The organism is Streptomyces sp. NPDC016677 (assembly GCF_055562815.1).
Window position 1 is genome coordinate 917,094 of sequence record NZ_JBVHEO010000001.1, and the last position, 25,369, is coordinate 942,462.

A 25,369-nucleotide genomic window follows, 5' to 3' on the forward strand; every position below is an offset into this window, starting at 1 on the left:
ATGAGGAACAGCCAGGACCACAGCACCAGCACCAGCACCTGGGCCGAGGCGCTGCGCCGCCCCTGGACGGCGCTGGCCGCCGCCGCGGCCGTCGTCCTGGGCCCGGCCGCCGTCACCGCCTCCGCCCTGGACCAGGCCAACGCCGCCCCGCAGCACCACGCGACCGCCCTGGGGGCCGGGCAGACCCAGGCGTACCTCCCGACGGACACGACCCGCCGCCGCGCGGCGCAGACCGTCGAGTGAGGAGGCCGAAGCGGAGCTGAGCCGGGGCGAGTCCGTGCCCCGGCTGCCGGGCCCCGGGCCAGTGCACGACGCCCAGGCCTTGGACGTACCAGCTCTGCGCGCGGCAGGCCGACCGCCCGCGCGTTGTGCCGGCGGGGCGGCACGGCCGCCCGCCGCCCCTCCGGCACCGGCTCCGCCGAGAGGCGGTAGGGGACGGGCTCCGCGCCCGCGCGCGGACCCGCCGGAGGGGTCCTCAGCCGCCGAACCGCTCCCACAGCCGGGGCAGCCGCTCCGCCAGCGCCCGGTCGTTCTCCAGGTCGATCGGGGTGCCCACCGGTTCGGCGGGCGGCGGGGGGATGTCCAGGTCCGGGGCGACCACGCCGGTGAGCTGTTCGTACGCCTCGTCGGCCGCGTACCCGAGGTCCTCGCCGTCGCCGTCGACCTCCTCGTCGAAGTCGTCGAGCAGGTCGGCCAGCGCGTCCGCGTCGTGCACGGCACCCTCGTAGACCTCCCGGCCCTGGCCGATCAGCCAGCACCGGAAGCAGTCGAACGCGTCGTCGCTCGCGCCGCCGAGCAGGATCCAGGCGGCACCCCACAGCTCCCAGGTGCAGGCGCGCTGGTAGCGGACCTCGAAGTGACGGGCGAAGTCCAGGACGGCCTCCGGGTCCAGCCGGCACAGCCGCTCCACCAGCAGGTCGGCCTGGTCCTCGGGGTCGCCCTCGGCACCCCGGCGAGCGGTGTCGATCAGCTCCCAGAAATCCGTCTCGTCCATCACGCGTCCAGCATCGGCCCTGGCGGGCCGGGACGCACGTCCGGGCGGTGGAACGCCGTCCGGACGCCGGCCCCCTGCCCGTACAGCCCGGCGAGCCGCCGGGCGTCCGCCGCGAACCGTTCGCGCAGCGACTCGGGGGCCAGCACCTCCGCCTCCGGGCCGAGCGCCCCGAGCCGTTCGTGGGCGACCTCCTCCGACTCCACCGGCAGCGTCACCGTGAGCAGCCCCTCCCCGTCCGGCGGCCCGGCGGCGGCCAGGGCCTGCCGGGCGGCCACCGGGTCCACGGCGTACGGCAGCCGCCGCGCACCGGCGGGGGAGAGCCGTACCACCACCTCCGTCCGCAGGATCGACCGCGCGAACTGCTCCGCCCGCTCCGCCCAGAACCCGGGCAGATCGAACCCCTCGTCCCGCGCGAACCGCTCCCCGCCCGGCCCGACCGACACGAACCGGTCGATCCGGTAGACCCGGAAGCCCCTGTCGTCCCCGTCCGCCGCGTTCGCCGCGTCCGTCACCCGGGCGCACAGGTACCAGACGCCCGCCTTCAGGACCAGCCCGTACGGCTCCAGCTCCCGCTCGACCTCGTCCTCGCCGCGCCGGTAGCGCGCCGTGATCCGGCGGTCGTCCCACACCGCGTCCGCCACCGCGGGCAGCAGCTCGGGCGTGCGCGGCTCGGTGAACCAGTTCGGGGCGTCCAGGTGGAAGCGCTGCGCCGCCGTACGGGAGGCGTCCCGCAGGGCGGGCAGGAGGGCCGCCGAGACCTTCAGACGGGCCGCCGACGCCGCGTCCTCCAGGCCCATCTCGCGCAGCGCCCCCGGCACCCCCGACAGGAACAGCGCCTCGGCCTCGCCGCGGTGCAGCCCCGTCAGCCGGGTCCGGTAGCCGCCGATCAGCCGGTAGCCGCCGGCCCGGCCCCGGTCCGCGTACACCGGCACGCCCGCCTCCGACAGGGCCTGCGCGTCCCGGGTGACCGTCCGCTCGGACACCTCCAGCTCCCGGGCCAGCTCGGCGGCGGTCATCGAGGGCCGGGACTGGAGCAGCAGGACCATCTTGATGAGGCGGGCGGCACGCATGGCCCCTATCATGCAGGAGCCCCCGCCGGGGTGGCGGGGGCTCCTGCATGATGGGGGCCGGGTCCTACAGGCCGTAGCGCTCGCGCGCCTCCTTCACGGCCGTCGCCTTGATCTCGCCGCGCCGGGCCAGCTGGGCCAGCGCCGCGACGACGACGGACTCGGCGTCCACGCCGAAGTGGCGGCGGGCGCCCTCACGGGTGTCCGACAGACCGAAGCCGTCGGCGCCCAGCGAGGACCAGTCCTGCTCGACCCACTGCGCGATCTGGTCGGGGACCTGGCGCATGTAGTCGGAGACGGCGAGAACCGGGCCCTCGGCGCCCTGCAGCGCCTGCCGGACGTACGGCGTGCGGTCCTCGCCGCGCAGCAGCGCCGCGTCGGCGTCCATGGCGTCCCGGCGCAGCTCCGTCCAGGAGGTCGCGGACCACACGTCGGCGGCCACGCCCCACTCGGCGGCGAGCATCTGCTGCGCCTTGAGCGTCCAGTGGATCGCCGTACCGGAGGCGAGCAGCTGGATGCGCGGGGCGTTCGCCGCCGGGGCCAGGCCCGCCGACTCCGCCGTGTTGAAGCGGTACAGGCCCTTGACGATGCCCTCGTCGATGCCGAGGCCCTGCGGCTTCGCGGGCTGCGGCATCGGCTCGTTGTAGACGGTGAGGTAGTAGAAGACGTTCTGGTCCTCGCCCGGCTTGGCCTCGCCGTACATCCGGCGCAGACCTTCCTTCACGATGACGGCGATCTCGTAGGCGAACGCCGGGTCGTACGTGAGGGACGCCGGGTTGGTCGCGGCGATCACCGGGGTGTGGCCGTCGGCGTGCTGGAGGCCCTCGCCGGTCAGCGTGGTGCGGCCGGCGGTGGCGCCGATCAGGAAGCCGCGGCCGAGCTGGTCGCCGAGCTGCCACATCTGGTCGGCCGTGCGCTGCCAGCCGAACATCGAGTAGAAGATGTAGAACGGGATCATCGCCTCGCCGTGCGTGGCGTACGCGGTGGACGCGGCGATGAAGTCGGCCATCGAGCCGGCCTCGGTGATCCCCTCGTTGAGGATCTGGCCGTTCTCGGCCTCCTTGTAGTACATCAGCTGGTCGCGGTCGACCGGCTCGTACGTCTGGCCCTTGGGGGAGTAGATCCCGAGCGACGGGAACAGGCTCTCCATGCCGAAGGTGCGCGCCTCGTCGGGGACGATCGGCACCCAGCGCTTGCCGGTCTCCTTGTCCCGGACCAGGTCCTTGACCAGCCGGACGAACGCCATCGTGGTCGCCACGGACTGCGTGCCGGAGCCCTTGTCGAAGGCGGCGAACGCCTTCTCGGCGGGCGCGGGCAGCGGGGCCAGGGCGTGCGTGCGGCGGGCCGGGGCGGGACCGCCGAGGGCCGCGCGGCGCTCCTGGAGGTAGCGGACCTCGGGGGAGTCCGCGCCCGGGTGGCCGTAGGGGACCACGCCGTCGACGAAGTCGCTGTCCTTGATCGGCAGCCCGAGCAGGTCGCGCATCTCCTTGAACTCGTCCACCGTCAGCTTCTTCATCTGGTGGTTGGCGTTCTTGGACGCGAAGCCCTTGCCGAGGGTGTGGCCCTTGACCGTCTGGGCCAGGATCACGGTCGGCGCGCCCTTGTGGGCGAGCGCGGCCTTGTACGCGGCGTAGACCTTGCGGGCCTCGTGGCCGCCGCGGCTGAAGTGGAAGCACTCCAGGATCTTGTCGTCGCTCAGCAGCTTCGCCATCTCGGCGAGCGCCGGGTCCTTGCCGAAGAAGTCCTGGCGGATGTAGGCGGCGTCGCGGGTCTGGTACGTCTGGACCTGCGCGTCGGGTACCTCGCGCAGGCGGCGTACGAGCGCGCCCGTGGTGTCGAGCTGGAACAGCTCGTCCCAGGCGGTGCCCCACAGGGTCTTGACGACGTTCCAGCCGGAGCCGCGGAAGAGCGCCTCCAGCTCCTGCACGATCTTGAAGTTGGCGCGGACCGGACCGTCGAGGCGCTGCAGGTTGCAGTTGACGACGAAGGTCAGGTTGTCCAGGCCCTCGCGGGCGGCCAGGGTGAGCGCGGTGGTCGACTCCGGCTCGTCCATCTCGCCGTCGCCGAGGAACGCCCACACGTGGGAGTCGGAGACGTCCTTGATGCCGCGGCTGGTCAGGTAGCGGTTGAAGCGCGCCTGGTAGATCGCGGAGATCGGGCCGAGGCCCATCGACACGGTCGGGAACTCCCACAGCCAGGGCAGACGCCGCGGGTGCGGGTACGACGGGAGGCCGTTGCCGCCGGACTCGCGGCGGAAGTTGTCGAGGTGGTCCTCGTTCAGCCGGCCGTCGAGGAAGGCGCGGGCGTAGATGCCGGGGGAGGCGTGGCCCTGGACGTAGAGCTGGTCGCCGGAGCCGTCACCCTCCTTGCCGCGGAAGAAGTGGTTGAAGCCGGTCTCGTAGAGCCAGGCCGCGGAGGCGAACGTGGCGATGTGGCCGCCGACGCCGTATTTGCTGCCGCGGGTCACCATCGCCGCCGCGTTCCAGCGGTTCCAGGCGGTGATCCGCTGCTCCATCTCCTCGTCGCCGTCCACGGCGGGCTCGGCGGAGGTGGGGATGGTGTTGACGTAGTCCGTCTCGAGGAGCTTCGGCAGTGCGACGCCGGCTCCCTCGGCACGCTCCAGCGTGCGCCGCATCAGGTAGGCGGCCCGGTGCGGGCCGGCCGCCTTCGCGACGGCGTCCAGGGACGCCTGCCATTCGGCGGTCTCCTCAGGGTCCCGGTCCGGGAGCTGGTCGAGCGCGCTCGGCTGGATGGCGTAGGGGTCGGTCATGTCGCCGCCTTCCTCAGTCGAAGGGGGTTCCCTCATCGGTAAGGGTTCGGGGGTGCCCTTGGTCTTTGGCAGGACAGGGCGTGGACCCCGGTGGGAGTCCATCGGTGACTGTAACCCCGTGATCGATGATCGATCAAAGGGTTGAGGGCGAAAACCTCTTGATCACGAGAAAGTCGGCACGGGGTGCCTTCGGCGATGGCACGGGGTGACCCTGCTGTTGGCGGTCAGTGCAGGTAGGCGCGGTGGAGCGGGGGTGGTCGAGGGGGTGCGGCGGCCGCGGGTCCGTCGTGGTCGCGCGCGCAGTTCCCCGCGCCCCTGAAGGGGCGCGGTCCCCAAGGATCAGGGGCGCGGGGCGCAGCCCAGCACATGCGACTTCACCAGCTCGGCGATGCGCGGGTCACGCCGCTTGAACGCGGCGACCAGTTCCTCGTGCTCCTCCGCGTAGGACTGCTGCACCGTGCCCAGCCACCGTATCGACAGGGCCGTGAACACCTCGATGCCCAGCCCTTCCCAGGTGTGCAGCAGCACCGAGTTGCCGGCCGCCCGCACCAGCTCGCGGTGGAAACCGACCGTGTGCCTCACCTGGGCCGTCCCGTCGGCCATCCGGTCGGCCTCGTACAACGCGCTGACGTGTGGTTCCAGTGCCGAGCAGTCCTCCGCCAGCCGCCCGGCCGCCAGCTCGGCCGCGATGGCCTCCAGGCCGGCGCGGACCGGGTAGCTCTCCTCCAGGTCGGCCGCCGTCAGGTTCCGCACCCGTACGCCCTTGTTCGGCGCGGACTCGATCAGCCGCAGCGACTCCAGCTCGCGCAGGGCCTCCCGGACCGGCGTCTGGCTGACCTCCAGCTCGGTGGCGATCCGCCGCTCCACGATCCGCTCGCCCGGCTGCCAGCGCCCGCTGATGATCCCTTCCAGGATGTGCTCGCGGATCTGCTCGCGGAGCGAGTGGACGACGGGCGCGGTCATGAAGGGCTCCTTAGGGAGGGGCCCCTGCCGGCCCCCTGGGGCGTTGACGAATAGACAATACGGCTGCCGCGCCCCGGCGGTAGGGCGCACAAGGGCGCTTTCACGCAGGTGAGACGAGGCTTACACGCCGGGTGTGACCGAAACGGCGGCGCCCCCGCCCGGAGTGTTCCGGACGGGGGCGCCGCTGAGGACCGTGAGGTCAGAGGCCCAGCTCGACCTCGAACTCGCCCGCCTCCAGGATGGCCTTGACCGCGGTCAGGTAACGCGCGGCGTCGGCACCGTCCACCAGACGGTGGTCGTAGGACAGGGTCAGGTACGTCATGTCGCGGACGCCGATGACCGTGCCCTCCTCCGTCTCGATCACGGCGGGACGCTTGACCGTCGCGCCGATGCCGAGGATCGCGACCTGGCCCGGCGGCACGATGATCGTGTCGAAGAGCGCACCGCGCGAACCGGTGTTGGAGATGGTGAAGGTCGCGCCCGACAGCTCGTCCGGCGTGATCTTGCTGGCCCGGACCTTGCCCGCCAGGTCGGCGGTGGCCTTGGCGATACCGGCGATGTTGAGGTCGCCGGCGTTCTTGATGACCGGGGTCATCAGGCCCTTCTCGGAGTCCACCGCGATACCGATGTTCTCGGTGTCGAAGTAGGTGATGGTCCCCTCGGCCTCGTTGATCTTGGCGTTGATCGGCGCGTGCGCCTTCAGCGCCTGGGCCGCCGCCTTGACGAAGAACGGCATCGGGGAGAGCTTGACGCCCTCACGAGCCGCGAACGCGTCCTTGGCGCGGGCGCGCAGCTTCATCAGACGGGTGACGTCGACCTCGACGACCGAGGACAGCTGCGCCTGCTCGTGCAGCGCCTTGACCATGTTGTCGCCGATGACCTTGCGGATGCGGGGCATCTTCACGGTCTGGCCGCGCAGCGGGGACGCCTCCAGCTTCGGCGCCTTCTTGGCGGCGGGGGCGGCGGGGGCGGCAGCCGCGGCCGGGGCCGGGGCGGCGGCCTTGGCGGCCTCCGCGGCGGCGATGACGTCCTGCTTGCGGATACGGCCGCCGACGCCGGTGCCCGAGACGGTGGACAGGTCGACGCCGTTCTCGGCGGCGAGCTTGCGCACCAGCGGGGTGACGTAGGCACCGTCGTCGACCGGCTGGGCGGCGGCGGGAGCGGCCGGGGCCTGCGCGGCCGGGGCCTGCGCGGCCGGAGCCGGAGCGGGCGCGGGGGCCGGAGCGGGCGCCGGAGCGGCCGGGGCCGGGGCGGGCGCCGGGGTCTCCTGCTGCTGCGGGGCCGGGGTGGTCGGCGCCTGCGGAGCCGGGGCCGGGGCGGCCGGGGCGGGCGTCGGCTCGGGCTGCGCCGGGGCGGCCGGGGCCTCCTGGGCCGGGGCGGCGGGAGCGGCACCGGCCGCGCCGATGACGGCGAGCTTGGCGCCGACCTCGGCGGTCTCGTCCTCGCCGACCACGATCTCCAGCAGGGTGCCGGAGGCGGGGGCGGGGATCTCGGTGTCGACCTTGTCGGTGGACACCTCAAGGAGCGGCTCGTCCTCGGTGACCTCTTCGCCGACCTGCTTCAGCCAGCGGGTGACGGTGCCCTCGGTGACGGACTCGCCGAGCGCGGGCAGGACGACGTCCGTGCCCTCGGCGGAGCCGCCGCCGGACGCGGCCTGCGGGGTCGGAGCGGGCGCCGGGGCGGCCTGCTCGGTGGAGGGGGCGGCCGGGGCGGGCTCGGGGGCCGGCTCGGCCGCCTCAGCCACAGGCCGGGTGGCGTCGGCCGCTCCGGTGCCGTCGTCGATCAGGGCCAGCTCGGCGCCGACCTCGACCGTCTCGTCCTCGGCGACCTTGATGGAGGACAGCACGCCGGAGGCGGGTGCCGGGATCTCGGTGTCGACTTTGTCGGTCGAGACCTCGAGCAGCGGCTCGTCGGCCTCGACGCGTTCACCCTCGGCCTTGAGCCAGCGGGTGACGGTGCCCTCGGTGACGCTCTCGCCGAGCGCCGGAAGGGTTACGGAAACCGCCATGGTTTCGGTTGCTCCTTACGAATTGCGGAAGTCTGTGTCGTCGCGCCCAGTGACCGAGGGAGGTCAGTCGTGGGAGTGGAGCGGCTTGCCCGCGAGGGCCAGGTGGGCCTCGCCGAGGGCCTCGTTCTGCGTCGGGTGGGCGTGGATGAGCTGCGCGACCTCGGCGGGCAGCGCCTCCCAGTTGTAGATCAGCTGGGCTTCGCCGACCTGCTCGCCCATACGGTCGCCGACCATGTGGACGCCGACCACGGCACCGTCCTTGACCTGGACGAGCTTGATCTCGCCCGCGGTCTTGAGGATCTTGCTCTTTCCGTTGCCCGCCAGGTTGTACTTCAGGGCGACGACCTTGTCCGCACCGTAGATCTCCTTGGCCTTGGCCTCGGTGATGCCCACGGAGGCGACCTCGGGGTGGCAGTACGTCACCCGGGGGACGCCGTCGTAGTCGATCGGCACGGTCTTCAGACCGGCCAGCCGCTCCGCCACCAGGATGCCCTCGGCGAAGCCGACGTGCGCGAGCTGGAGGGTCGGGACCAGGTCACCGACGGCGGAGACGGTGGGGACGTTGGTCCGCATGTACTCGTCGACGAGGACGTAGCCGCGGTCCATGGCGACCCCGGCCTCCTCGTAGCCCAGGCCCTGCGAGACCGGGCCGCGGCCGATGGCGACGAGCAGGACCTCGGCCTCGAACTCCTTGCCGTCGGCCAGCGTGACCTTGACACCGTCCTGGGTGTACTCGGCCTTCTGGAAGAAGGTGCCCAGGTTGAACTTGATGCCGCGCTTGCGGAACGCGCGCTCCAGCAGCTTCGAGCTGTTCTCGTCCTCGACCGGGACGAGGTGCTTGAGGCCCTCGACGATGGTGACGTCGGTGCCGAAGGACTTCCACGCGGAGGCGAACTCGACGCCGATCACGCCGCCGCCCAGCACGATCGCGGACTTCGGCACGCGGTCCAGCTTGAGGGCGTGGTCGGAGGAGATGATCCGGTCGCCGTCGATGTTCAGGCCCGGCAGCGACTTCGGCACGGAGCCGGTCGCCAGCAGGACGTGGCGGCCCTGGACACGCTGACCGTTCACATCCACCGAGGTCGGGGAGGAGAGCCGGCCCTCACCCTCGATGTACGTCACCTTGCGGGAGGCGATCAGCCCCTGCAGGCCCTTGTAGAGGCCGGAGATGACCTCGTCCTTGTACTTCTGGACGGCCGGCATGTCGATGCCCTCGAAGGTGGCCTTCACGCCGAATTGCTCGGACTCCCGGGCCTGGTCGGCGATCTCACCGGCGTGCAGCAGCGCCTTGGTGGGGATGCAGCCGACGTGCAGGCAGGTACCACCGACCTTGTTCTTCTCGATCAGGGCGACGTCCAGGCCCAGCTGCGCCCCGCGCAGGGCCGCGGCGTAACCACCGCTACCACCGCCGAGGATCACTAGGTCGAAAACGGTGCTGGCGTCGTTCGCCACGTCACGTCCTCCATGCATGTGCGCCACGCCGGTCTCCAGTGACCGGTCGGCGGCTGGTGTCCGGCCGCTCGTTCTTCGGCCCTTGGTGGGGCCCTGTCCTGCCGGGACCCATCTTCGCACCCGCGGAGGGGGTACGAGACGCGGGGCCGGTGTGTGAGACGCCCCACGTTCACTTGAGCACGCCGGCCCGGCAGTGCCGCCCCAGGGGCGCGGCTGTGTCCGGTCTGCGGCTCCGCCGCGTGGGCGCGACCGGTGCCGGCACGTCACTGCGCGGAGGCGACCGGCCGACCCAGGGGGCGGGGAACTGCGCGGTCAACCACATCGGACCCGCAGCCGCCCGCGCCCCTTCGGTCCCGGGCTCTCAGGCGCCCGTCACCCGAGATCGCCGACGGCAACCCGCTCGGCGAGCCGCACCAGCGTCCGCACCGCGGACCCCGTACCGCCCTTGGGCGTGTACCCGAACGGCCCGCCCTCGTTGAACGCCGGCCCGGCGATGTCCAGGTGCGCCCAGGTGATCCCCTCGCCCACGAACTCCCGCAGGAACAGCCCGGCCACCAGCCCGCCGCCCATCCGCTCACCCATGTTGGCGATGTCGGCCGTCGAGGACTCCATGCCCTTGCGCAGGTGCTCCGGCAGCGGCATCGGCCAGGCCGGCTCGCCGACCTCCTCGGCGGCCTCGTGCAGCGCCGCGCGGAACGCGTCGTCGTTGGCCATGATCCCGAACGTCCGGCTGCCCAGCGCCAGCATCATCGCGCCGGTCAGCGTCGCCACGTCGACGATCGCGTCCGGCTCCTCCTCGGAGGCCGCCCACAGCGCGTCGGCCAGCACCAGGCGGCCCTCGGCGTCGGTGTTGAGCACCTCCACCGTCTTGCCGCTGTACATGCGCAGCACGTCACCCGGGCGGACGGCGGAGCCCGACGGCATGTTCTCGGCCAGCGCCAGCCAGCCGGTGACGTTGACCTCCAGGCCGAGGCGCGCGGCGGCGACCACGGCGGCGAAGACCGCCGCCGCACCGCTCATGTCGCACTTCATCGTCTCGTTGTGCCCGGCCGGCTTGAGCGAGATGCCGCCCGAGTCGTAGGTGATGCCCTTGCCGACGAAGGCCAGGGACTTCTTCGCCTTGGACGAGGTGTACGACAGCTTCACCAGCCGCGGCGTCGACGCCGAGCCGGAGCCGACGCCCAGGATGCCGCCGTAGCCGCCCTTGGTCAGCGCCTTCTCGTCGAGCACCTGCACCTTGATGCCGTGCTCCTTGGCGGCGGCCTGCGTGATCGCGGCGAACGCCTCGGGGTTCAGGTCGTTCGGCGGGGTGTTGACCAGGTCGCGGGCGCGGTTCAGCTCCTCGGCGACGGCGGCGGCCCGCTCGACGGCGGCCTTGTACGCCTTGTCGCGGGGCTTGCCGCCCAGCAGCGCGGCCTCGGCCAGCGGCGCCTTGCCGTTCTTGGCCTTCTTGTCCTTGCCGTTGCCGCCCTTGTCCTTGTACGCGTCGAAGGAGTACGCGCCCAGCAGCACGCCCTCGCCGACCGCGCCGGCGTCAGCGGCGTCCGCCAGCGGCAGCGCGAAGGCGGCCTTCTTGGTCCCGGCCAGGGCGCGGGCGGCGACGCCGGCGGCCTTGCGCAGGGCCTCGCCGTCGTAACCGGCGTCCTTCCCGGGCTCGGCGCCCAGGCCCACCGCCACCACGAGCGGCGCCTTGAAGCCGGCCGGCGCGGGCAGCTTCGTCACCTCGCCCTCGGCACCCGAGGCGCCGAGGGTCTCCAGAACGCCGGCCAGCTTGCCGTCGTACGCCTTGTCCACGGCCTCGGCGCCGGGAGCCACGACCAGGCTCCGGCCGCCGTTCGCGGAGCCCTTGGCGACACCGATCACGATCGCGTCGGCCCGCAGGCCGGGCGCCGCGGCGGTGCTGAGAGTGAGAGCAGTCACGGTGGTGAAATCTCGCTTCCGTCTGTTTTCCGGTCTCCGGTTTTCCGGGTCTCCGGTGAAGTTTTCCGGTGGATTCGGGTGAAGTCCGGTGTGCGGCCGAACGCGGTGGGTCGACCGGGCCCGAACCCGACCCTAGATCCCTCCTGCGACGCGGTCTCCACCTGGGCGGTGCCGAAACCCCGCACGAGCCTACGCTCGTGGCCCCGTGTCAGCCGAGGACCAGCACCACCAGAGCCGTCGTGGCCGCGGTCTCGGCGAGGCCGCCGAAGACGTCGCCGGTGACCCCGCCGAAGCGGCGCACGCAGTGACGGAGCATCAGTTCGGCGGCGCCCAGGGCGAGGAGCACGGCGACGGCGGTCCGGGCCGCGTCCGCCGGTCCGAGGGCCGCGCCCGCCGCGGCGGCGGCCACCGTGACGGCGGCGGCCGTGCCCAGCGCGCCGCGCGCCGGCACCACCCCGGCGACCGCGGCGCCGAGCCCCTCCGGGCGGGCGGCCGGTACGCCGGTGCGGGCGGCCAGCGTCAGCGCCAGCCGGGCGACGGCCGCCGAGACCACGGCGGCGAGCGCGCCCCGGGCCCAGGAGTCGCCGTACGCCTGCGCCAGCGCGGCCACCTGGGCCAGCAGCACCAGCACGAGGGCGAGCACGCCGAACGGCCCGATGTCCGACTGCTTCATGATCCGCAGCGCGTCCTCGGCGGGCTTGCCGCTGCCGAGCCCGTCCGCGGTGTCGGCCAGTCCGTCCAGATGGAGTCCGCGGGTGAGCACCGCCGGTACGGCCGCGGTGGCGACGGCGGCGAGCGGCGGCCCCGCGCCGAGGAGCAGCAGGACGAGCCCCAGGGCGGCGGCGCACCCCCCGACCGCCATCCCGGCCAGCGGTGCCCACAGCATGCCGCCCCGCGCGGCCCCCCGGTCCCAGCGGTTCACCCTGACGGGGAAGACGGTGAGCGTCCCGAACGCGAAACGCGGGCCGTCCCAGCCGGCGCCGGTCACGCTCCGGAGACCTCCGCCTCGTCCTGCGCCTGGTGCTCCGCCTCGTCCTCCGCCGCGTCCTCGGCCCGCTCCGGCAGCTCCGCCGCCAGCGCCGCGGCCGCCTGCACCAGCGGCAGGGCCAGCAGACCGCCCGCGCCCTCACCGACCCGCACGCCCTGGGCCAGCACCGGTTCCAGGGCCATCCGGTCCAGCGCCTTGGTCTGCCCCGGCTCCCCGCTGTCGTGCGAGGCCAGCCACCAGTCCGGCGCGCGGAACGCGATCCGCTGCCCGACCAGCGCGCAGGCGGCCGTCACCACGCCGTCCAGGATCACCGGCATCTTCCGCACCGCGCTCTGCAGCAGGAACCCGGTCATCGCCGTCAGGTCCGCCCCGCCCACCGTCGCCAGCAGCCGCAGCTGGTCCCCGAGGACCGGCCGCGCCCGCCGCAGCCCGTCCCGGATCGCCGCGCACTTGCGCATCCAGGCGAGGTCGTCGATGGCCTGCCCGCCGCGTCCGGTCACCACCGAGGCGTCCGTCCCGCACAGCGCCGCCACCAGCACACCGGCCGCGGTGGTCCCGCCCACGCTCACATCGCCGAGCACCACCAGGTCGGTACCGGAGTCGGCCTCCTCGTCGGCCACCGCGACCCCCGCCCGGAAGGCGGCCTCCGCCTCCTCCAGGGTGAGGGCGTCCTCGACGTCGATCCGTCCGCCGCCCCGCCGCACCCGGTGCCGTACGACCTCGGCGGGCAGCGACTCCGGGTCGCAGTCCAGGGCCATGTCGACCACCCGCACCGGCACGCCGAGCCGCCGGGCCAGCACGGACACGGGCCGGCCGCCCTCCAGCACCTCGCGCACCAGCTCGCCGGCGCTGCCCGCGGGCCGGGACGAGACGTTCAGCTCGGCCACCTTGTGGTCGCCGGCGAAGAGCACCAGCCGCGGCCGTTCCACCGGCCGCACCGGTACGGCCGACTGCGCCGCGGCCAGCCACTCGCCCAGGTCGTCCAGGCGGCCCAGCGCCCCGGGCGGCACGGCCTGACGGGCCCGGCGGGCCTCGGCGTCACGGCGTACCCCGCCGTCCGGGCGCTCGATCAGGTCGGTGAAGTCGTCGAGATTCAGCGAGCTCATTCGCCGAACAGTACCGGCCCCGGCCGGGTGCGTCCGAGGGCACATGTCCCGCCCGTCCGAGCGCCGTCTTGGCTCCCGGGACAGGCATCCCATACGTTCCGTTTCGCGGAGATTGTCGCCTCTTCCTCCGTGCCGAGACAGGGAGCCGCCCGTGTCCACCCCGCCGTCACCCCCGGCCGCACCGCTGCACGCCGTCCCGCCCGCCCCCCGGTACGCGCCCCGCCGCGCGGACTGCCCCTGGTGCGGCTCCCGGCGCCTGCGCCCCGGCCCGCACCTCTACGCCCCGCCGGACCGGTCCGTCCTCGTCACCTGCCGGGACTGCCGGCACGCCTTCCACAACCCGCCGCCCGGACCGGACGGCCGGGACGGCACCGCCGCACGGGCCGTCGCGGGCCTGCGGCACCTGTCGGCCGCCCGCGCGCTGCTGCGGCACTGCCCCGAGCCGGAGAGCTGGCTCGACCTGGACACCGGCGACGCCCGCTTCCCGCGCGCCGCGCGACGGTACTTCCCGTACACCTCCTTCGACGGCGTCGACCCCACCCACCGCGTGCTGCGCGCCCGCGCCGCCGACCTCGTGGAGGAGGCGTACGTCGGCCGTCTGACGGACCCGCACCTCGCCGCCCGGCTGCGCGCCCGCTACGACGTCGTCAGCGTTCGCCACCTGGAGCGCAGCCCCGACCCGCGCGCCGAACTGCGCGCCGCCCTGCGCGCCCTGCGTCCCGGTGGTCACCTCCTCGTCGACGTCACCGGCCCGCGCGGCCCGCTCGCCTCCCCGCCCGGCACCCGGGCCACCGCCCGCCTCCGCGCCGAACTGCGGGAACGCGGCTGCGTCCTGCTGACCCCCGCCGGCCGCCGCCGGGTCGTCGCCCGCACCCCCGCCCCGCCCCGCGCCCTCTCCCAACCCCCCGTCCCCGTCCCCGCCCGGCCCCGCACCCCGCCTCAGTCCCGCAGCACCAGCGCCTGACCGGCCACCACCAGCAGCACCTGCTCGCACTCGGCGGCGAACGCGGCGTTGAGCCGGCCCAGCTCGTCCCGGTAACGGCGCCCCGAGGCGGTGGCCGGCACGATGCCCGAGCCCACCTCGTTGGAGACCGCGACGACCGTGCGCCGGGTGGCCCGCACCGCCTCGGTCAGAGCCCGGGTCCGCTCCCGCAGCTCCCGCTGCCCGCCGTCCGCCCACCGGTCGTCGTCCCACGCCCCCACGGCGTCCATGGCGTCCGTCAGCCACAGCGACAGACAGTCGATGAGCAGGGGCGGGCCGTCCTGCGCCAGCAGGGGCACCAGGTCACAGGTCTCGGCGGTGCGCCACGACCCCGGGCGCCGCTCCCGGTGCGTGGCCACCCGCGCCGCCCACTCCGTGTCCCCGCCGCGCGTCCCGCCCGTCGCCACGTACAGCACGTCGGGGAAGGACGCGAGGCGCCGTTCCGCCTCCACCGACTTCCCGGACCGGGCCCCGCCCAGCACCAGCGCCCGGCGCGGTACGTCGGGCACGTCCTCGTACACCCCCACCGTCAGCGTCGTCCCGTCCGGCACCGCCCGCGCCCCCGCCGCCGCGAGCCGGCGCCGCAGCTCGGGCCCCGGCGGCACGTCGTGATCGAGGTGCACGGCGACGACGTCCGTCGTCGGGCCCACCGCGCCGACCGCCCGCAGCCTGGCCAGCGCGTCCGGCCGGCCCACGACGTCCGCGAGCACCAGGTCGTAGGCGCCGGCCGGTTCCTCCAGACCGGCGAGCGCGCCGCCCGGCGGCAGGTACAGCAGCCGCTGTCCGTCCGGGCCGGTCACCGCGTACCCCGTGCCCGGCGCGTCCATCGCCACCGCCCGCACCCGGTGCCCGGTCAGCAGCGCCAGTTCCCGCCCGTCCGGCACCCGGCCCGGCTGCGGCAGCCCGGCCGGCACCTCCACCGCCGGGCCGTCCGCCGGATGCGACAGCAGCACCTGGGTCACCCCGCCGAGGGAACGCCCGGACCGGGCGGCGGCGAACACCGCGCCCGGTGTCAGGTCGAGCAGCAGCGCCCCGTCCACCAGCAGCGCGGTCGCCGCGCGCGCGTGCGTGCCCTGGGCGGCGGCGCAGGCCGCGCAGGGACAGTCGGGGCGGGGGAGTCCCGCGGGGGCACCGGTGCCGAGCAGAGTCACGTCCACGCACCGATTTTCGCCGGTCACCCGCCGGCCTGCGCGTCCGAGACCCCTGAGCGGCCCCCTGTGTCCCCGGCCGAGCGCATAGGCTGCGACCGGGAGCCGGACCAAGATCCGGTGACCGCATCGCATGTGCTCACATCTGGGAGGCGTACATGGCGGCATGGACGTGGCGGTTCGAGACGGCCGACGGGACGGAGGTCCAGCCCTCGGTGCAGCCGGAGGAGTTCACGACGCAAGGGGACGCCGAGTCGTGGATCGGGGAGTACTGGAAGGACCTCAAGGAGGGCGGCACGGACCAGGTGCGGCTCTTCGAGGACGCCACGGAGATCTACGGTCCGATGAGCCTGCACGGCGAGGACGCGTAGCCGGCCGGGGGCGGCCGGTCCGGGGCCGCCCCCGGCTCACTGCTCGTCCAGCGTCACCTCCACGGTGCGCTCGTCGCCGTCGCGGGTGAACGTCACCGTCGTCCGGTCCCCGGGCCGCAGCCGGGCCAGGGCCTCGGCGAGCGAGGTGACCGTGGTGACGTCGCTGTCGCCCAGTGCGGTGACGACGTCCCCGGACTCCAGCCCCGCCCGCTCGGCCGCGCCGCCGTCGCGCACCTCGACGACGGCCACCCCGGCGGCCCGGTACCCGGAGTCGACGACCGTACGGCCGGTGATGCCGAGCGCCGCCCGGCCCGAGTCGGTCACCTCGCCGTCCCGGACGATCTGACCGGCGACCGTCTTCACCATCGACGCCGGGATCGCGAACCCGATGCCGGGCGCCGCGCCGCCGCCGAGGTTCGGGTCGGTCGCGGCGAGCGTCGGGATGCCGATCACCTGCCCGTCGAGGTTCACCAGGGCGCCGCCGCTGTTGCCGGGGTTGATGGCCGCCGAGGTCTGCACCATGTTGGCCAGCGTCGCGCCCGTGCCGCCCCCGTCGCCGCGCTCGGTGACGGTCCGGCCGGTCGCGGAGACGATGCCCTGGGTGACGCTGGAGGACAGCCCGAGCGGCGAGCCCATCGCCAGCACGATCTGGCCCACGGCGACCTTCGCGGAGTCCCCGAAGGTGGCCGCCTTCACCCCGTCCGGCACCCGGTCCAGCTTCACCACGGCGAGGTCCTGCTCGGGGTACGAGGAGACCAGCCTGGCGGGCAGCGGGTCCTCGCTGTGCGCGGTGGTCACCTGGAAGACGCGCTGGTCACCGACGACGTGCGCGTTGGTGACGATGTGCCCCTCACCGTCGTAGACCACGCCGGACCCCAGGTCCTCGGCGCCCTGGACCTGCACCACCGACGGCAGGACGTCGTCGATCACCCGCCGGTAGTCGCTCTCCAGCCCCTGCGCGGCCCGCGGCGCCGCGGCCCGCGCCGTCCGCTCGCGCGGCGCGCCGGCCTGCGAGCACCCGGCGAGGACGACGGCGCAGCAGCCGAGAGCGGTCAGGGAGGCGGCGGCACGGCGGTGGAGGACGTCCATGCCCCGAGTCTCACCAGACGGCGCCCGCCCGGCCCCCGGTGAGCACCCGAACGGGCGCGGGACGCCCCGGCGCCGGACGGTCCGGTCCGGGGTGTGTCTCCGGGGGTGTGGAGGTGCCTGCCGCCCGGGTGGGGATCGGCGGGCCCGGCGGGTCGGCGGCCGTGTGTCCCGCTCGGGGGCGGCGGCGGCGCGGCTGCCCGGTCCTGGCGGGCGTCCGGACGGGCGCGGTGCGCCCGGTGCCGCGACCGCCGTGCCCTCAGCCCCGCACCCCGCACAGGTGCAGCAGCGCCGCGACCCCGCGGTACGGATCGGTGCGCCCCGCCCGCTCCTCCGCCGCCAGCAGCGTCTCCAGGTCGTCCGGGAGCGGTGTGCCGTCGGGCGCGGTGTCCGTGAAGACCCGTACGCCGTACCAGGCGTGCAGCGGTGCGCCGATCCCCGCGAGCGTCGCGGTCAGCGCCGCCCGCCGGTCCGCGCGGACCCCGGAGCCCGCCCGCGGGGGCGCCTCCCCGTCCGGGTCGGTACGGGAACGGGGGACCTGCGCGGCCGGTTCCAGGGCCGCCAGGGCGTCCGCCCACCGGCCGGTCAGGCCCGGCCGCATCGCCGGCGCGTCGCCGTTGCGGACCACCAGCGACAGCAGCCCGCCCTGGGCGAGCACCCGCGCCATCCCCGCCAGCAGGGGGTCGGGCTCCTCGACGTACATCAGCACGCCGTGGCACAGCACCACGTCGAAGCTGCCCGGCAGGAAGTGGACGCCGGTGTCCCGGCCGTCGCCCTCGATGATCCGCATCCGGTCCTGGATGCCCTGCGGCTGCCCGGCGAGGGCCTCGCGGGCCGCGGCGATCAGTACGGCGTCCTGCTCCAGGCCGGTCACCTGGTGCCCGGCCCGTGCCAGCCGCAGCGCCTGGGTGCCCCGCCCCATGCCGACGTCCAGCACCCGCAGCCGCCGGCCCACCGGGAACCGCCCGACGAGCTGCTCGTCCAGTTGCCGGGCCACCAGCTCCTGCCGTACGACGTCCCGCAGACCGCCGCCGGGGCCGTCCAGGCGGACCGCCGCCGCGTCCCCGGCGAACGGAATCCCGCTCAGGGCCGCTCCCCGCGCTTGACCTGCGGCTTCGGCAGCCGGAGCCGGCGCATCTGGAGGGAGCGCATCAGCGCGTAGGCGACCGCGCCGCGCTTGTTCTCGTCCGGGAAGCGCTCCCGCAGGGCCTTCTTCAGCCGGACACCGGTGACGATCGAGTCGAGCACGATCAGCACGATCACGACCAGCCACAGCAGCAGCGCGACGTTCTGCAGCGACGCCACCTGGACCATGCTCAGCACCAGGATGACCACGGCCATCGGCAGGAAGTACTCCGCGATGTTGAACCGCGAGTCGACGAAGTTCCGGGCGAACTTGCGGACCGGGCCCTTGTCCCGGGCCGGCAGGTACCGCTCGTCGCCGCTGGCGAGCGCCTGGCGCTGGCGCTCCAGAGCGGTACGGCGCTCCTCGCGCTGGCGCTTGGCGGCCTCCTTGCGCGTCATCGGCGTACTCGCGACACTGCGCCGCTGGCTCTGGGCCTGGCTGCGCTTGGGCGTCGGGCGGCCCTTGGGGGCCTGCGGGTCGCGGGGCTGACTGGAGTCGGTCGGCGACGCCACGGTCGCGGCCTTCTCTTCCTTGGCACGGCTACGGAACACAAAACCCAAGGGTAAGCGCTCACGGCGCATGGACGTCAGTCCGGTGGGGAACGATCCCGCAACACCGTTCGTCTCTCAGGGGACAGAGGGGACGGTTGCGTACACCCCGGGTGCGCCCCGGACACATCCGGGCGCGTCCCGCAGGTGCCCCGGAGACCGGGGGCCACCTACTCCTCACGCCGGATCAGGAGCGTACGCAGTCGTCCTTGGGGATGAGCGCATCCGTCCCCGAACAGTGCGGTAATGGATGCAGGGCCCGTACTGTGGGTTCTGTCGCAGGTGCTGGAGCTGGAGTCCGTCAGAAGGGGGCGCGCGAAGCCCATGAGCGGTGTCATGAAGCGTATGGGGATGATCTTCCGCGCGAAGGCGAACAAGGCCCTTGACCGGGCCGAGGACCCGCGCGAGACCCTCGACTACTCGTACCAGAAGCAGCTGGAGCTGCTCCAGAAGGTGCGCCGCGGTGTCGCCGACGTGGCGACCAGCCGCAAGCGCCTGGAGCTCCAGCTCAACCAGCTCCAGTCGCAGTCGTCGAAGCTGGAGGACCAGGGCCGCAAGGCGCTCGCGCTGGGCCGCGAGGACCTGGCCCGCGAGGCGCTCTCCCGTCGCGCCGCCCTCCAGCAGCAGGTGACCGACCTGGAGACCCAGCACGCCACCCTCCAGGGCGAGGAGGAGAAGCTCACCCTGGCGGCCCAGCGGCTCCAGGCCAAGGTCGACGCCTTCCGCACCAAGAAGGAGACGATCAAGGCCACGTACACCGCCGCCCAGGCGCAGACCCGGATCGGCGAGGCGTTCTCCGGCATCTCCGAGGAGATGGGCGACGTGGGCCTGGCGATCCAGCGGGCCGAGGACAAGACCGCCCAGCTCCAGGCGCGGGCCGGCGCGATCGACGAACTGCTCGCCTCCGGCGCCCTCGACGACCAGTCCGGCATGCACAAGGACGACATCCAGGCCGAGCTGGACCGGCTCTCCGGTGGTACGGATGTAGAGCTGGAGCTCCAGCGGATGAAGGCCGAGCTGGCCGGAGGCTCCACCTCCGGGAAGCAGGCCATCGAGGGCGGCGCCCAGAGCGAGCAGCCCCAGCAGCAGCCGCAGGACACTCCGCGCTTCGACAAGCAGTAGCCCACGCCGAGGAGGGCGACATGATCGTACGGATCATGGGGGAGGGGCAGGTGAGGCTGGCCGACGGCCACCTCAGCGAGCTGGACAAGCTGGACGACGAGCTCCTGGCCGAGATGGAGGGCGGCGACGGCCCCGGCTTCCGCCGCACCCTCACCGCCCTGCTCGCCAAGGTCCGCGAACTGGGCACGCCCCTGCCCGACGACTCCCTGGAGCCGTCCGACCTGATCCTCCCCGCCGAGGACGCGACCCTGGAGGACGTACGGGAACTGCTCGGCGACGACGGGCTGATCCCGGGCGGTGGCGCCTGAGCGGCGGCGGTCATCCCGGTGGTCGCGCCCACGCCGGGCACCGGACCCGCCGGCCCCCGCACCGCTACCGTGGACAGCCGTGAGCACACTCACCCGCGCCCGCTGCCGACTGGGCGCCCACCCCACCGCCACGGACGCCGCCCTCGCGGTGACCGTCCTGGTGTGCATGGTCTCCGCCTCCTTCATCGACCCGCACGGCCCCGACGGCGTCTCCTGGGCCGTGCGCACCCCCGACCCGCTCAGCCTGGTCCTCATGACGGCGGGCGCCGCCGCCCTCGTCCTGCGCCGCCGCGCCCCGCTGGCCGTCCTGGCGCTCACCGGCGGCTTCTCCCTCGTCGAGTGCGTCACCGGCGACCCCCGCGCGCCCGTCGTGATGTCGGCCGTCATCGCCCTGTTCACCGTCGCCGCCGGCACCGACCGGTCCACCACCTGGCGGACGGGACTGCTCACCATGGTCGTGCTCACCGGCGCCGCCATGCTCGCCGGCCCCCTGCCCTGGTACGCCCAGGAGAACCTCGCCGTCCTCGCCTGGACCGGCATCGGCGCCACCGCCGGGGACGCGGTCCGCAGCCGCAAGGCCTTCGTCCAGGCCATCCGGGACCGGGCCGAGAAGGCCGAGCGCACCCGCGAGGAGGAGGCCCGCCGCCGGGTCGCCGAGGAACGGCTGCGCATCGCCCGGGACCTGCACGACGTCGTCGCCCACCACATCGCCCTGGTCAACGTGCAGGCCGGGGTCGCCGCGCACGTCATGGACAAGCGGCCCGACCAGGCCAAGGAGGCCCTCGCCCACGTACGGCGGGCCAGCCGCTCCGCCCTCGACGAACTGCGCGTCACCGTCGGCCTGCTCCGCCAGTCCGGCGACCCGGAGGCCCCGACCGAACCCGCTCCGGGCCTGGACCGCCTCGACGAACTCGCCGGCACCTTCCGCAGCGCCGGCCTGCACGTCGAGACCGCCCGCGCCGACCAGGGCACCGAACTGCCCACCGCCGTCGACCTCGCCGCGTACCGGGTCATCCAGGAGGCCCTGACCAATGTGCAGAAGCACGCGGGCCCTGGGGCGAAGGCGGAGGTCAGCGTCGTGAGGGTGGGACCGGACATCGAGATCACCGTGCTCGACGACGGCGCCGGACAGGCGGAACCGGCCGTTTCGGCCGCTCCGGGCGGGGGGCACGGGCTGCTCGGCATGCGCGAGCGGGTCACCGCGGTCGGCGGCGTCCTCACCACCGGCCCCCGGCACGGAGCCGGCTTCCGCGTCCATGCGATCCTTCCGGTCGGGAAACCGGCTTCGTCCCCCGCCGGGAAGCCCGCCGGGAAGCCCGCGGGAAGCCCGGCCCAGAACCGAACAGACGCCGCGAAGGACCCCGTATGACGATCCGTGTCCTGCTCGCCGACGACCAGGCGCTGCTGCGCAGTGCCTTCCGGGTGCTGGTCGACTCCGAGCCCGACATGGAGGTGGTGGGCGAGGCGTCCGACGGCGCGCAGGCGGTGCGGCTGGCCAAGGAGCAGCGGGCCGACGTGGTCCTGATGGACATCCGGATGCCCGGCACCGACGGTCTCGCCGCCACCCGCATGATCAGCGCCGACCCGGAGCTCGCCGCCGTCCGCGTGGTCATCCTGACCACCTTCGAGGTCGACGACTACGTGGTGCGGTCGCTGCGCGCGGGCGCCTCCGGCTTCCTCGGCAAGGGCTCCGAACCCGAGGAACTGCTCAGCGCCATACGCGTCGCGGCGGGCGGCGAGGCGCTGCTGTCGCCGGTCGCCACCAAGGGCCTGATCGCCCGCTTCCTCGCCCAGGACGGCGGTCTGGACGAGGACCGCGACCCGGCCCGCTCCGAACGGCTGGCCACCTTGACCGTGCGGGAGCGGGAGGTGCTGGCGCAGGTCGCCGGCGGGCTCTCCAACGACGAGATCGCCGAGCGCCTGGCGGTCAGCCCGCTCACCGTGAAGACCCACGTGAACCGGGCCATGGGCAAGCTGGGCGCCCGCGACCGGGCCCAACTGGTGGTCATCGCCTACGAATCGGGACTGGTCCGTCCAAGGGTGGAGTGACCCAGGCACGGCCGTACTGCGGCCGGAGTAGGCGGCCGTGCGGAAATGGGTCTGTGGTCGGGGGAACGGGGCTCCTCCGTGGCTCAGAGTGGTGGAGTGGGCGCTCACTTGTGCCCGTCCTCCGCTCAGGCCACAGAAGAGAGACCCTGACCCATGTCCTGGCTGTCGAGATTCAGCCTCGCGCAACGGGCCCTGATAGGGCTGATGTCGATCATCGCGCTCGTCTTCGGGGCGATCGCGATCCCCCAGCTCAAGCAGCAGTTGCTGCCCACCATCGAACTGCCCATGGTGTCCGTGGTGGCGCCGTATCAGGGTGCCTCGCCGGACGTGGTCGAGAACCAGGTCGTCGAGCCGATCGAGAACAACCTCGAAGCGGTCGACGGCATCTCGGGCGTCACCTCCACCGCCAGCGAGGGCAGCGCCGTCATCATGGCGTCCTTCGAGTACGGCCCCGACACCCAGCAGCTCGTCGCCGACGTCCAGCAGGCCGTCAACCGGGCCCGCGCCACGCTGCCGGACGACGTGGACCCGCAGGTCGTGGCCGGCTCCACCGACGACCTGCCGGCCGTGGTGCTGTCCGTCGCCTCCGAGAAGGACCAGCAGGCCCTGGCCGACCAGCTCGACAAGACGGTCGTGCCCGCCCTGGAGGACATCGACGGCGTCGGCCAGGTCACCGTCGACGGCGTCCGGGACGTGCAGGTCGCGGTCACGCCCGACGACGCGAAGCTCGCCAGCGCCGGGGTGACCCCGCAGACCCTGGTCACCTCCCTCCAGGCCGGCGGCGCCACCGTCCCCTCGGGCTCCTTCGACGAGGACGGCGCCAACCGCACCGTCCAGGTCGGCGGCGGTTTCACCTCGCTGGAGCAGATACAGGACCTGATGGTCACCGGCGAGGGCGTGAAGAAGCCGGTGCGTCTCGGCGACCTCGCGAAGGTCGAGGAGCGGGAGGCCCCGGCCGACTCCCTCACCCGCACCAACGGCAGGCCCAGCCTCGCCGTCGCCGTCACCATGGACCGCGACGGCAGCGCGGTCGCCATCTCGAACGCGGTCGAGGACAAGCTGCCCGAGCTGCGCGAACAGCTCGGCTCCGACGCGGAACTGACCGTCGTCAGCGACCAGGGCCCGGCGGTCTCCAAGGCCATCGAGGGCCTGACCACCGAGGGCGCCCTCGGTCTGCTCTTCGCGGTCATCGTCATCCTGGTCTTCCTGGCCTCGGTCCGCTCCACCCTGGTCACCGCGGTCTCCATCCCGCTGTCCGTGGTGCTGGCGCTGATCGTCCTGTGGACCCGCGACCTCTCCCTGAACATGCTCACCCTGGGCGCGCTGACCATCGCCATCGGCCGGGTCGTCGATGACTCGATCGTGGTCCTGGAGAACATCAAGCGCCACCTCGGCTACGGCGAGGAACGCCAGGAGGCCATCCTCAAGGCCGTGCGCGAGGTGGCCGGCGCGGTCACCTCCTCCACCCTCACCACGGTCGCCGTCTTCCTGCCGATCGGCCTGGTCGGCGGCATGGTCGGCGAGCTGTTCGGCTCCTTCAGCATCACCGTCACCGCGGCGCTCCTCGCGTCCCTGCTGGTGTCGCTGACCGTGGTGCCGGTCCTGTCCTACTGGTTCCTGCGCGCCCCCAAGGGCACCCCCGAGGACGCCGACGAGGCCCGCCGCCTCGCGGAGGAGAAGGAAGCCAGGTCCCGCCTCCAGCGCCTCTACGTCCCCGTCCTGCGGTTCGCCACCCGGCGCCGCCTCACCAGTGTGGCCATCGCGGTCGTCGTGCTGATCGGCACCTTCGCCATGGCCCCGCTGCTCAAGACCAACTTCTTCGACCAGGGCGAGCAGCAGGTCCTCAGCGTCAAGCAGGAGCTGAAGCCCGGCACCAGCCTGGCGGCGACCGACGCCGAGGCCAAGAAGGTCGAGAAGCTCATCGAGGGCACCGAGGGCGTCAAGGACTTCCAGGTGACCATCGGTTCGTCCGGCTTCATGGCGGCCTTCGGCGGCGGTACGGACACCAACCAGGCGTCGTACCAGATCATGCTGGAGGACTCGGCCTCCGCCGACGACGTCCAGGACAGCCTGGAGGCCGGGCTCGCGAAGCTCGACGGCATCGGCACCACCACCATCGCCGCCGGTGACGGCTTCGGCAGCCAGGACCTGAGCGTCGTCGTCAAGTCCTCCGACGCCGACGCGCTGCGCGAGGCGGCCGAGGAGGTCCGCGAGGCGGTCGCCTCCCTCGACGACGTCACCGACGTCACCAGCGACCTGTCGCAGAGCGTGCCGCGCATCTCGGTCACGGCGAACGACCGTGCCGCCGCGGCCGGTTTCACCGACCAGACCCTCGGCGCGGCCGTCACCCAGGCGGTCCGCGGCACCACCGCGGCCAAGGCCGTCCTGGACGACACCGAGCGGGACGTCGTCATCACCTCGGCGAAGCCCGCCGACACCCTCGCCGAACTGAAGGCGCTGCCGCTCGGCCCGGTCAAGCTCGGCGACATCGCCACCGTGAAGCTGGTCGACGGGCCGGTCTCCATGACCCGGATCGACGGCCAGCGCGCCGCGACCGTCACCGCCCGGCCGACCGGTGACAACACCGGCGCGGTCAGCACCGACCTCACCGCCAAGATCAACGACCTGAAGCTGCCGGCCGGGGTCACCGCCGAGATCGGCGGCGTCTCCGCCGACCAGGACGAGGCGTTCGTCAACCTGGGCCTGGCGATGCTCGCGGCCATCGCGATCGTCTTCATGCTGCTGGTGGGCACGTTCCGGTCGCTGGCCCAGCCGCTGATCCTGCTGGTCTCCATCCCGTTCGCGGCGACCGGCGCGCTCGGCCTGCTGATCGCCACCGGCACCCCGATGGGCGTCCCGGCGATGATCGGCATGCTGATGCTGATCGGCATCGTGGTCACCAACGCGATCGTGCTGATCGACCTGATCAACCAGTACCGCAAGCAGGGCTACGGAGTGGTCGAAGCGGTCGTCGAGGGTGGCCGCCACCGTCTGCGGCCCATCCTGATGACGGCCCTGGCGACCATCTTCGCCCTGCTCCCGATGGCCCTGGGCGTCACCGGCGAGGGCGGCTTCATCGCCCAGCCGCTGGCGGTGGTGGTGATCGGCGGCCTGGTCACCTCGACCCTGCTGACCCTGCTCCTGGTGCCGACGCTCTACGCGATGCTGGAGCTGCGCAAGGAGCGGCGCGCGCAGAAGAAGGCGGCCAAGCGGGGCGGCGACGTACCGCCGCGCGCGACAGCCGCCGACGAGCCGGAGCCGGCGAAGGTCTGACCGTGGGACGGCAGGGGCCGCGTCCGATCACCTTCGGGATCGGACGCGGCCCCTGGCCGTTGCACCACCCCGCATGGGCGGGTGGGCG

21 protein-coding genes are annotated in these 25,369 nt (G+C 73.6%); 8 read left to right on the top strand and 13 right to left on the bottom strand.

Features of this window, described 5'->3' with window-relative positions; translation table 11 throughout:
- A complete protein-coding gene (locus ACZ3IG_RS04025) occupies positions 1 to 243 on the top strand; it encodes a hypothetical protein (RefSeq protein WP_467428738.1) in 243 nt (80 codons plus the stop codon).
- 232 nt (positions 244 to 475) lie between these two features.
- On the opposite strand, the gene ACZ3IG_RS04030 is transcribed toward ACZ3IG_RS04025, so the two are convergent.
- The 9 genes from ACZ3IG_RS04030 to cobT all read right to left on the bottom strand — a co-directional run bounded on the left by ACZ3IG_RS04030 (position 476) and on the right by cobT (position 13,268).
- Positions 476 to 994, bottom strand: coding sequence for a DUF4240 domain-containing protein (locus tag ACZ3IG_RS04030; protein WP_467429190.1), 519 nt, complete (start codon positions 992 to 994; stop codon positions 476 to 478).
- The gene (locus ACZ3IG_RS04035) at positions 994 to 2,064 is read right to left on the bottom strand and encodes a helix-turn-helix transcriptional regulator (protein ID WP_467428741.1); all 1,071 of its coding nucleotides are present in this window, start codon (positions 2,062 to 2,064) and stop codon (positions 994 to 996) included. The genes ACZ3IG_RS04030 and ACZ3IG_RS04035 overlap by 1 nt, the downstream gene beginning before the upstream one ends.
- Before the next feature lie 64 nt (positions 2,065 to 2,128).
- The gene (gene aceE / locus ACZ3IG_RS04040) at positions 2,129 to 4,831 is read right to left on the bottom strand and encodes a pyruvate dehydrogenase (acetyl-transferring), homodimeric type (protein ID WP_467428743.1); all 2,703 of its coding nucleotides are present in this window, start codon (positions 4,829 to 4,831) and stop codon (positions 2,129 to 2,131) included.
- 339 nt (positions 4,832 to 5,170) lie between these two features.
- Positions 5,171 to 5,794, bottom strand: coding sequence for a GntR family transcriptional regulator (locus tag ACZ3IG_RS04045; RefSeq protein WP_215165795.1), 624 nt, complete (start codon positions 5,792 to 5,794; stop codon positions 5,171 to 5,173).
- Between the two features lie 199 nt (positions 5,795 to 5,993).
- A complete protein-coding gene (sucB, locus tag ACZ3IG_RS04050) occupies positions 5,994 to 7,802 on the bottom strand; it encodes a 2-oxoglutarate dehydrogenase, E2 component, dihydrolipoamide succinyltransferase (RefSeq protein WP_467428744.1) in 1,809 nt (602 codons plus the stop codon).
- 63 nt (positions 7,803 to 7,865) lie between these two features.
- A complete protein-coding gene (gene lpdA, locus ACZ3IG_RS04055) occupies positions 7,866 to 9,254 on the bottom strand; it encodes a dihydrolipoyl dehydrogenase (protein WP_467428746.1) in 1,389 nt (462 codons plus the stop codon).
- 372 nt (positions 9,255 to 9,626) lie between these two features.
- Positions 9,627 to 11,174, bottom strand: a complete 1,548-nt coding sequence (locus ACZ3IG_RS04060; RefSeq protein ID WP_467428748.1) for a leucyl aminopeptidase — start codon at positions 11,172 to 11,174, stop codon at positions 9,627 to 9,629.
- A gap of 208 nt (positions 11,175 to 11,382) precedes the next feature.
- Positions 11,383 to 12,162 carry an adenosylcobinamide-GDP ribazoletransferase gene (locus ACZ3IG_RS04065; protein ID WP_467428750.1) on the bottom strand — a complete coding sequence of 260 codons (780 nt, stop codon included), beginning with the start codon at positions 12,160 to 12,162 and terminating at the stop codon, positions 11,383 to 11,385.
- Positions 12,159 to 13,268, bottom strand: a complete 1,110-nt coding sequence (gene cobT, locus ACZ3IG_RS04070) for a nicotinate-nucleotide--dimethylbenzimidazole phosphoribosyltransferase (protein ID WP_467428751.1) — start codon at positions 13,266 to 13,268, stop codon at positions 12,159 to 12,161. Before cobT ends, ACZ3IG_RS04065 begins: the two co-directional genes overlap by 4 nt.
- Before the next feature lie 151 nt (positions 13,269 to 13,419).
- Here cobT and ACZ3IG_RS04075 point away from each other — a divergent pair, with 151 nt between their 5' ends.
- Positions 13,420 to 14,232, top strand: a complete 813-nt coding sequence (locus ACZ3IG_RS04075; RefSeq protein WP_467428753.1) for a methyltransferase domain-containing protein — start codon at positions 13,420 to 13,422, stop codon at positions 14,230 to 14,232.
- Here the strand turns inward: ACZ3IG_RS04075 and ACZ3IG_RS04080 are convergent.
- A complete protein-coding gene (locus ACZ3IG_RS04080; protein ID WP_467428755.1) occupies positions 14,208 to 15,407 on the bottom strand; it encodes a bifunctional adenosylcobinamide kinase/adenosylcobinamide-phosphate guanylyltransferase in 1,200 nt (399 codons plus the stop codon). The two genes, ACZ3IG_RS04075 and ACZ3IG_RS04080, sit on opposite strands and share 25 nt — an antisense overlap.
- A gap of 149 nt (positions 15,408 to 15,556) precedes the next feature.
- Between ACZ3IG_RS04080 and ACZ3IG_RS04085 the strand changes: the two genes are divergently transcribed.
- Positions 15,557 to 15,769, top strand: a complete 213-nt coding sequence (locus ACZ3IG_RS04085; RefSeq protein WP_215165812.1) for a hypothetical protein — start codon at positions 15,557 to 15,559, stop codon at positions 15,767 to 15,769.
- A 36-nt stretch (positions 15,770 to 15,805) separates the two neighbouring features.
- Here ACZ3IG_RS04085 and ACZ3IG_RS04090 read toward each other — a convergent pair whose 3' ends face one another.
- The 3 genes from ACZ3IG_RS04090 to ACZ3IG_RS04100 form a co-directional block, all read right to left on the bottom strand.
- Entirely contained in the window at positions 15,806 to 16,858 is a 1,053-nt protein-coding gene (locus tag ACZ3IG_RS04090; RefSeq protein WP_467428757.1) for a S1C family serine protease, read from the bottom strand.
- Positions 16,859 to 17,114: 256 nt separating this feature from the next.
- Entirely contained in the window at positions 17,115 to 17,852 is a 738-nt protein-coding gene (locus ACZ3IG_RS04095) for a class I SAM-dependent methyltransferase (protein ID WP_467428759.1), read from the bottom strand.
- A gap of 86 nt (positions 17,853 to 17,938) precedes the next feature.
- A complete protein-coding gene (locus ACZ3IG_RS04100) occupies positions 17,939 to 18,562 on the bottom strand; it encodes a DUF3043 domain-containing protein (RefSeq protein WP_467428761.1) in 624 nt (207 codons plus the stop codon).
- 303 nt (positions 18,563 to 18,865) lie between these two features.
- Between ACZ3IG_RS04100 and ACZ3IG_RS04105 the strand changes: the two genes are divergently transcribed.
- From ACZ3IG_RS04105 to ACZ3IG_RS04125, 5 genes are all read left to right on the top strand, one after another.
- Positions 18,866 to 19,651 carry a PspA/IM30 family protein gene (locus ACZ3IG_RS04105; RefSeq protein WP_467428763.1) on the top strand — a complete coding sequence of 262 codons (786 nt, stop codon included), beginning with the start codon at positions 18,866 to 18,868 and terminating at the stop codon, positions 19,649 to 19,651.
- A gap of 20 nt (positions 19,652 to 19,671) precedes the next feature.
- Positions 19,672 to 19,959: a PspA-associated protein PspAA gene (gene pspAA, locus ACZ3IG_RS04110; RefSeq protein ID WP_467428765.1), complete on the top strand. Its 288-nt coding sequence runs from the start codon at positions 19,672 to 19,674 to the stop codon at positions 19,957 to 19,959.
- A 79-nt stretch (positions 19,960 to 20,038) separates the two neighbouring features.
- Positions 20,039 to 21,328: a sensor histidine kinase gene (locus ACZ3IG_RS04115; RefSeq protein ID WP_467428767.1), complete on the top strand. Its 1,290-nt coding sequence runs from the start codon at positions 20,039 to 20,041 to the stop codon at positions 21,326 to 21,328.
- On the top strand, positions 21,325 to 22,008 hold the full coding sequence (locus ACZ3IG_RS04120) for a response regulator (RefSeq protein WP_467428769.1): 684 nt from the start codon (positions 21,325 to 21,327) through the stop codon (positions 22,006 to 22,008). Before ACZ3IG_RS04115 ends, ACZ3IG_RS04120 begins: the two co-directional genes overlap by 4 nt.
- Positions 22,009 to 22,161: 153 nt before the next feature.
- Positions 22,162 to 25,281 carry an efflux RND transporter permease subunit gene (locus tag ACZ3IG_RS04125; protein ID WP_467428771.1) on the top strand — a complete coding sequence of 1,040 codons (3,120 nt, stop codon included), beginning with the start codon at positions 22,162 to 22,164 and terminating at the stop codon, positions 25,279 to 25,281.
- Positions 25,282 to 25,369 lie beyond the last annotated feature (88 nt).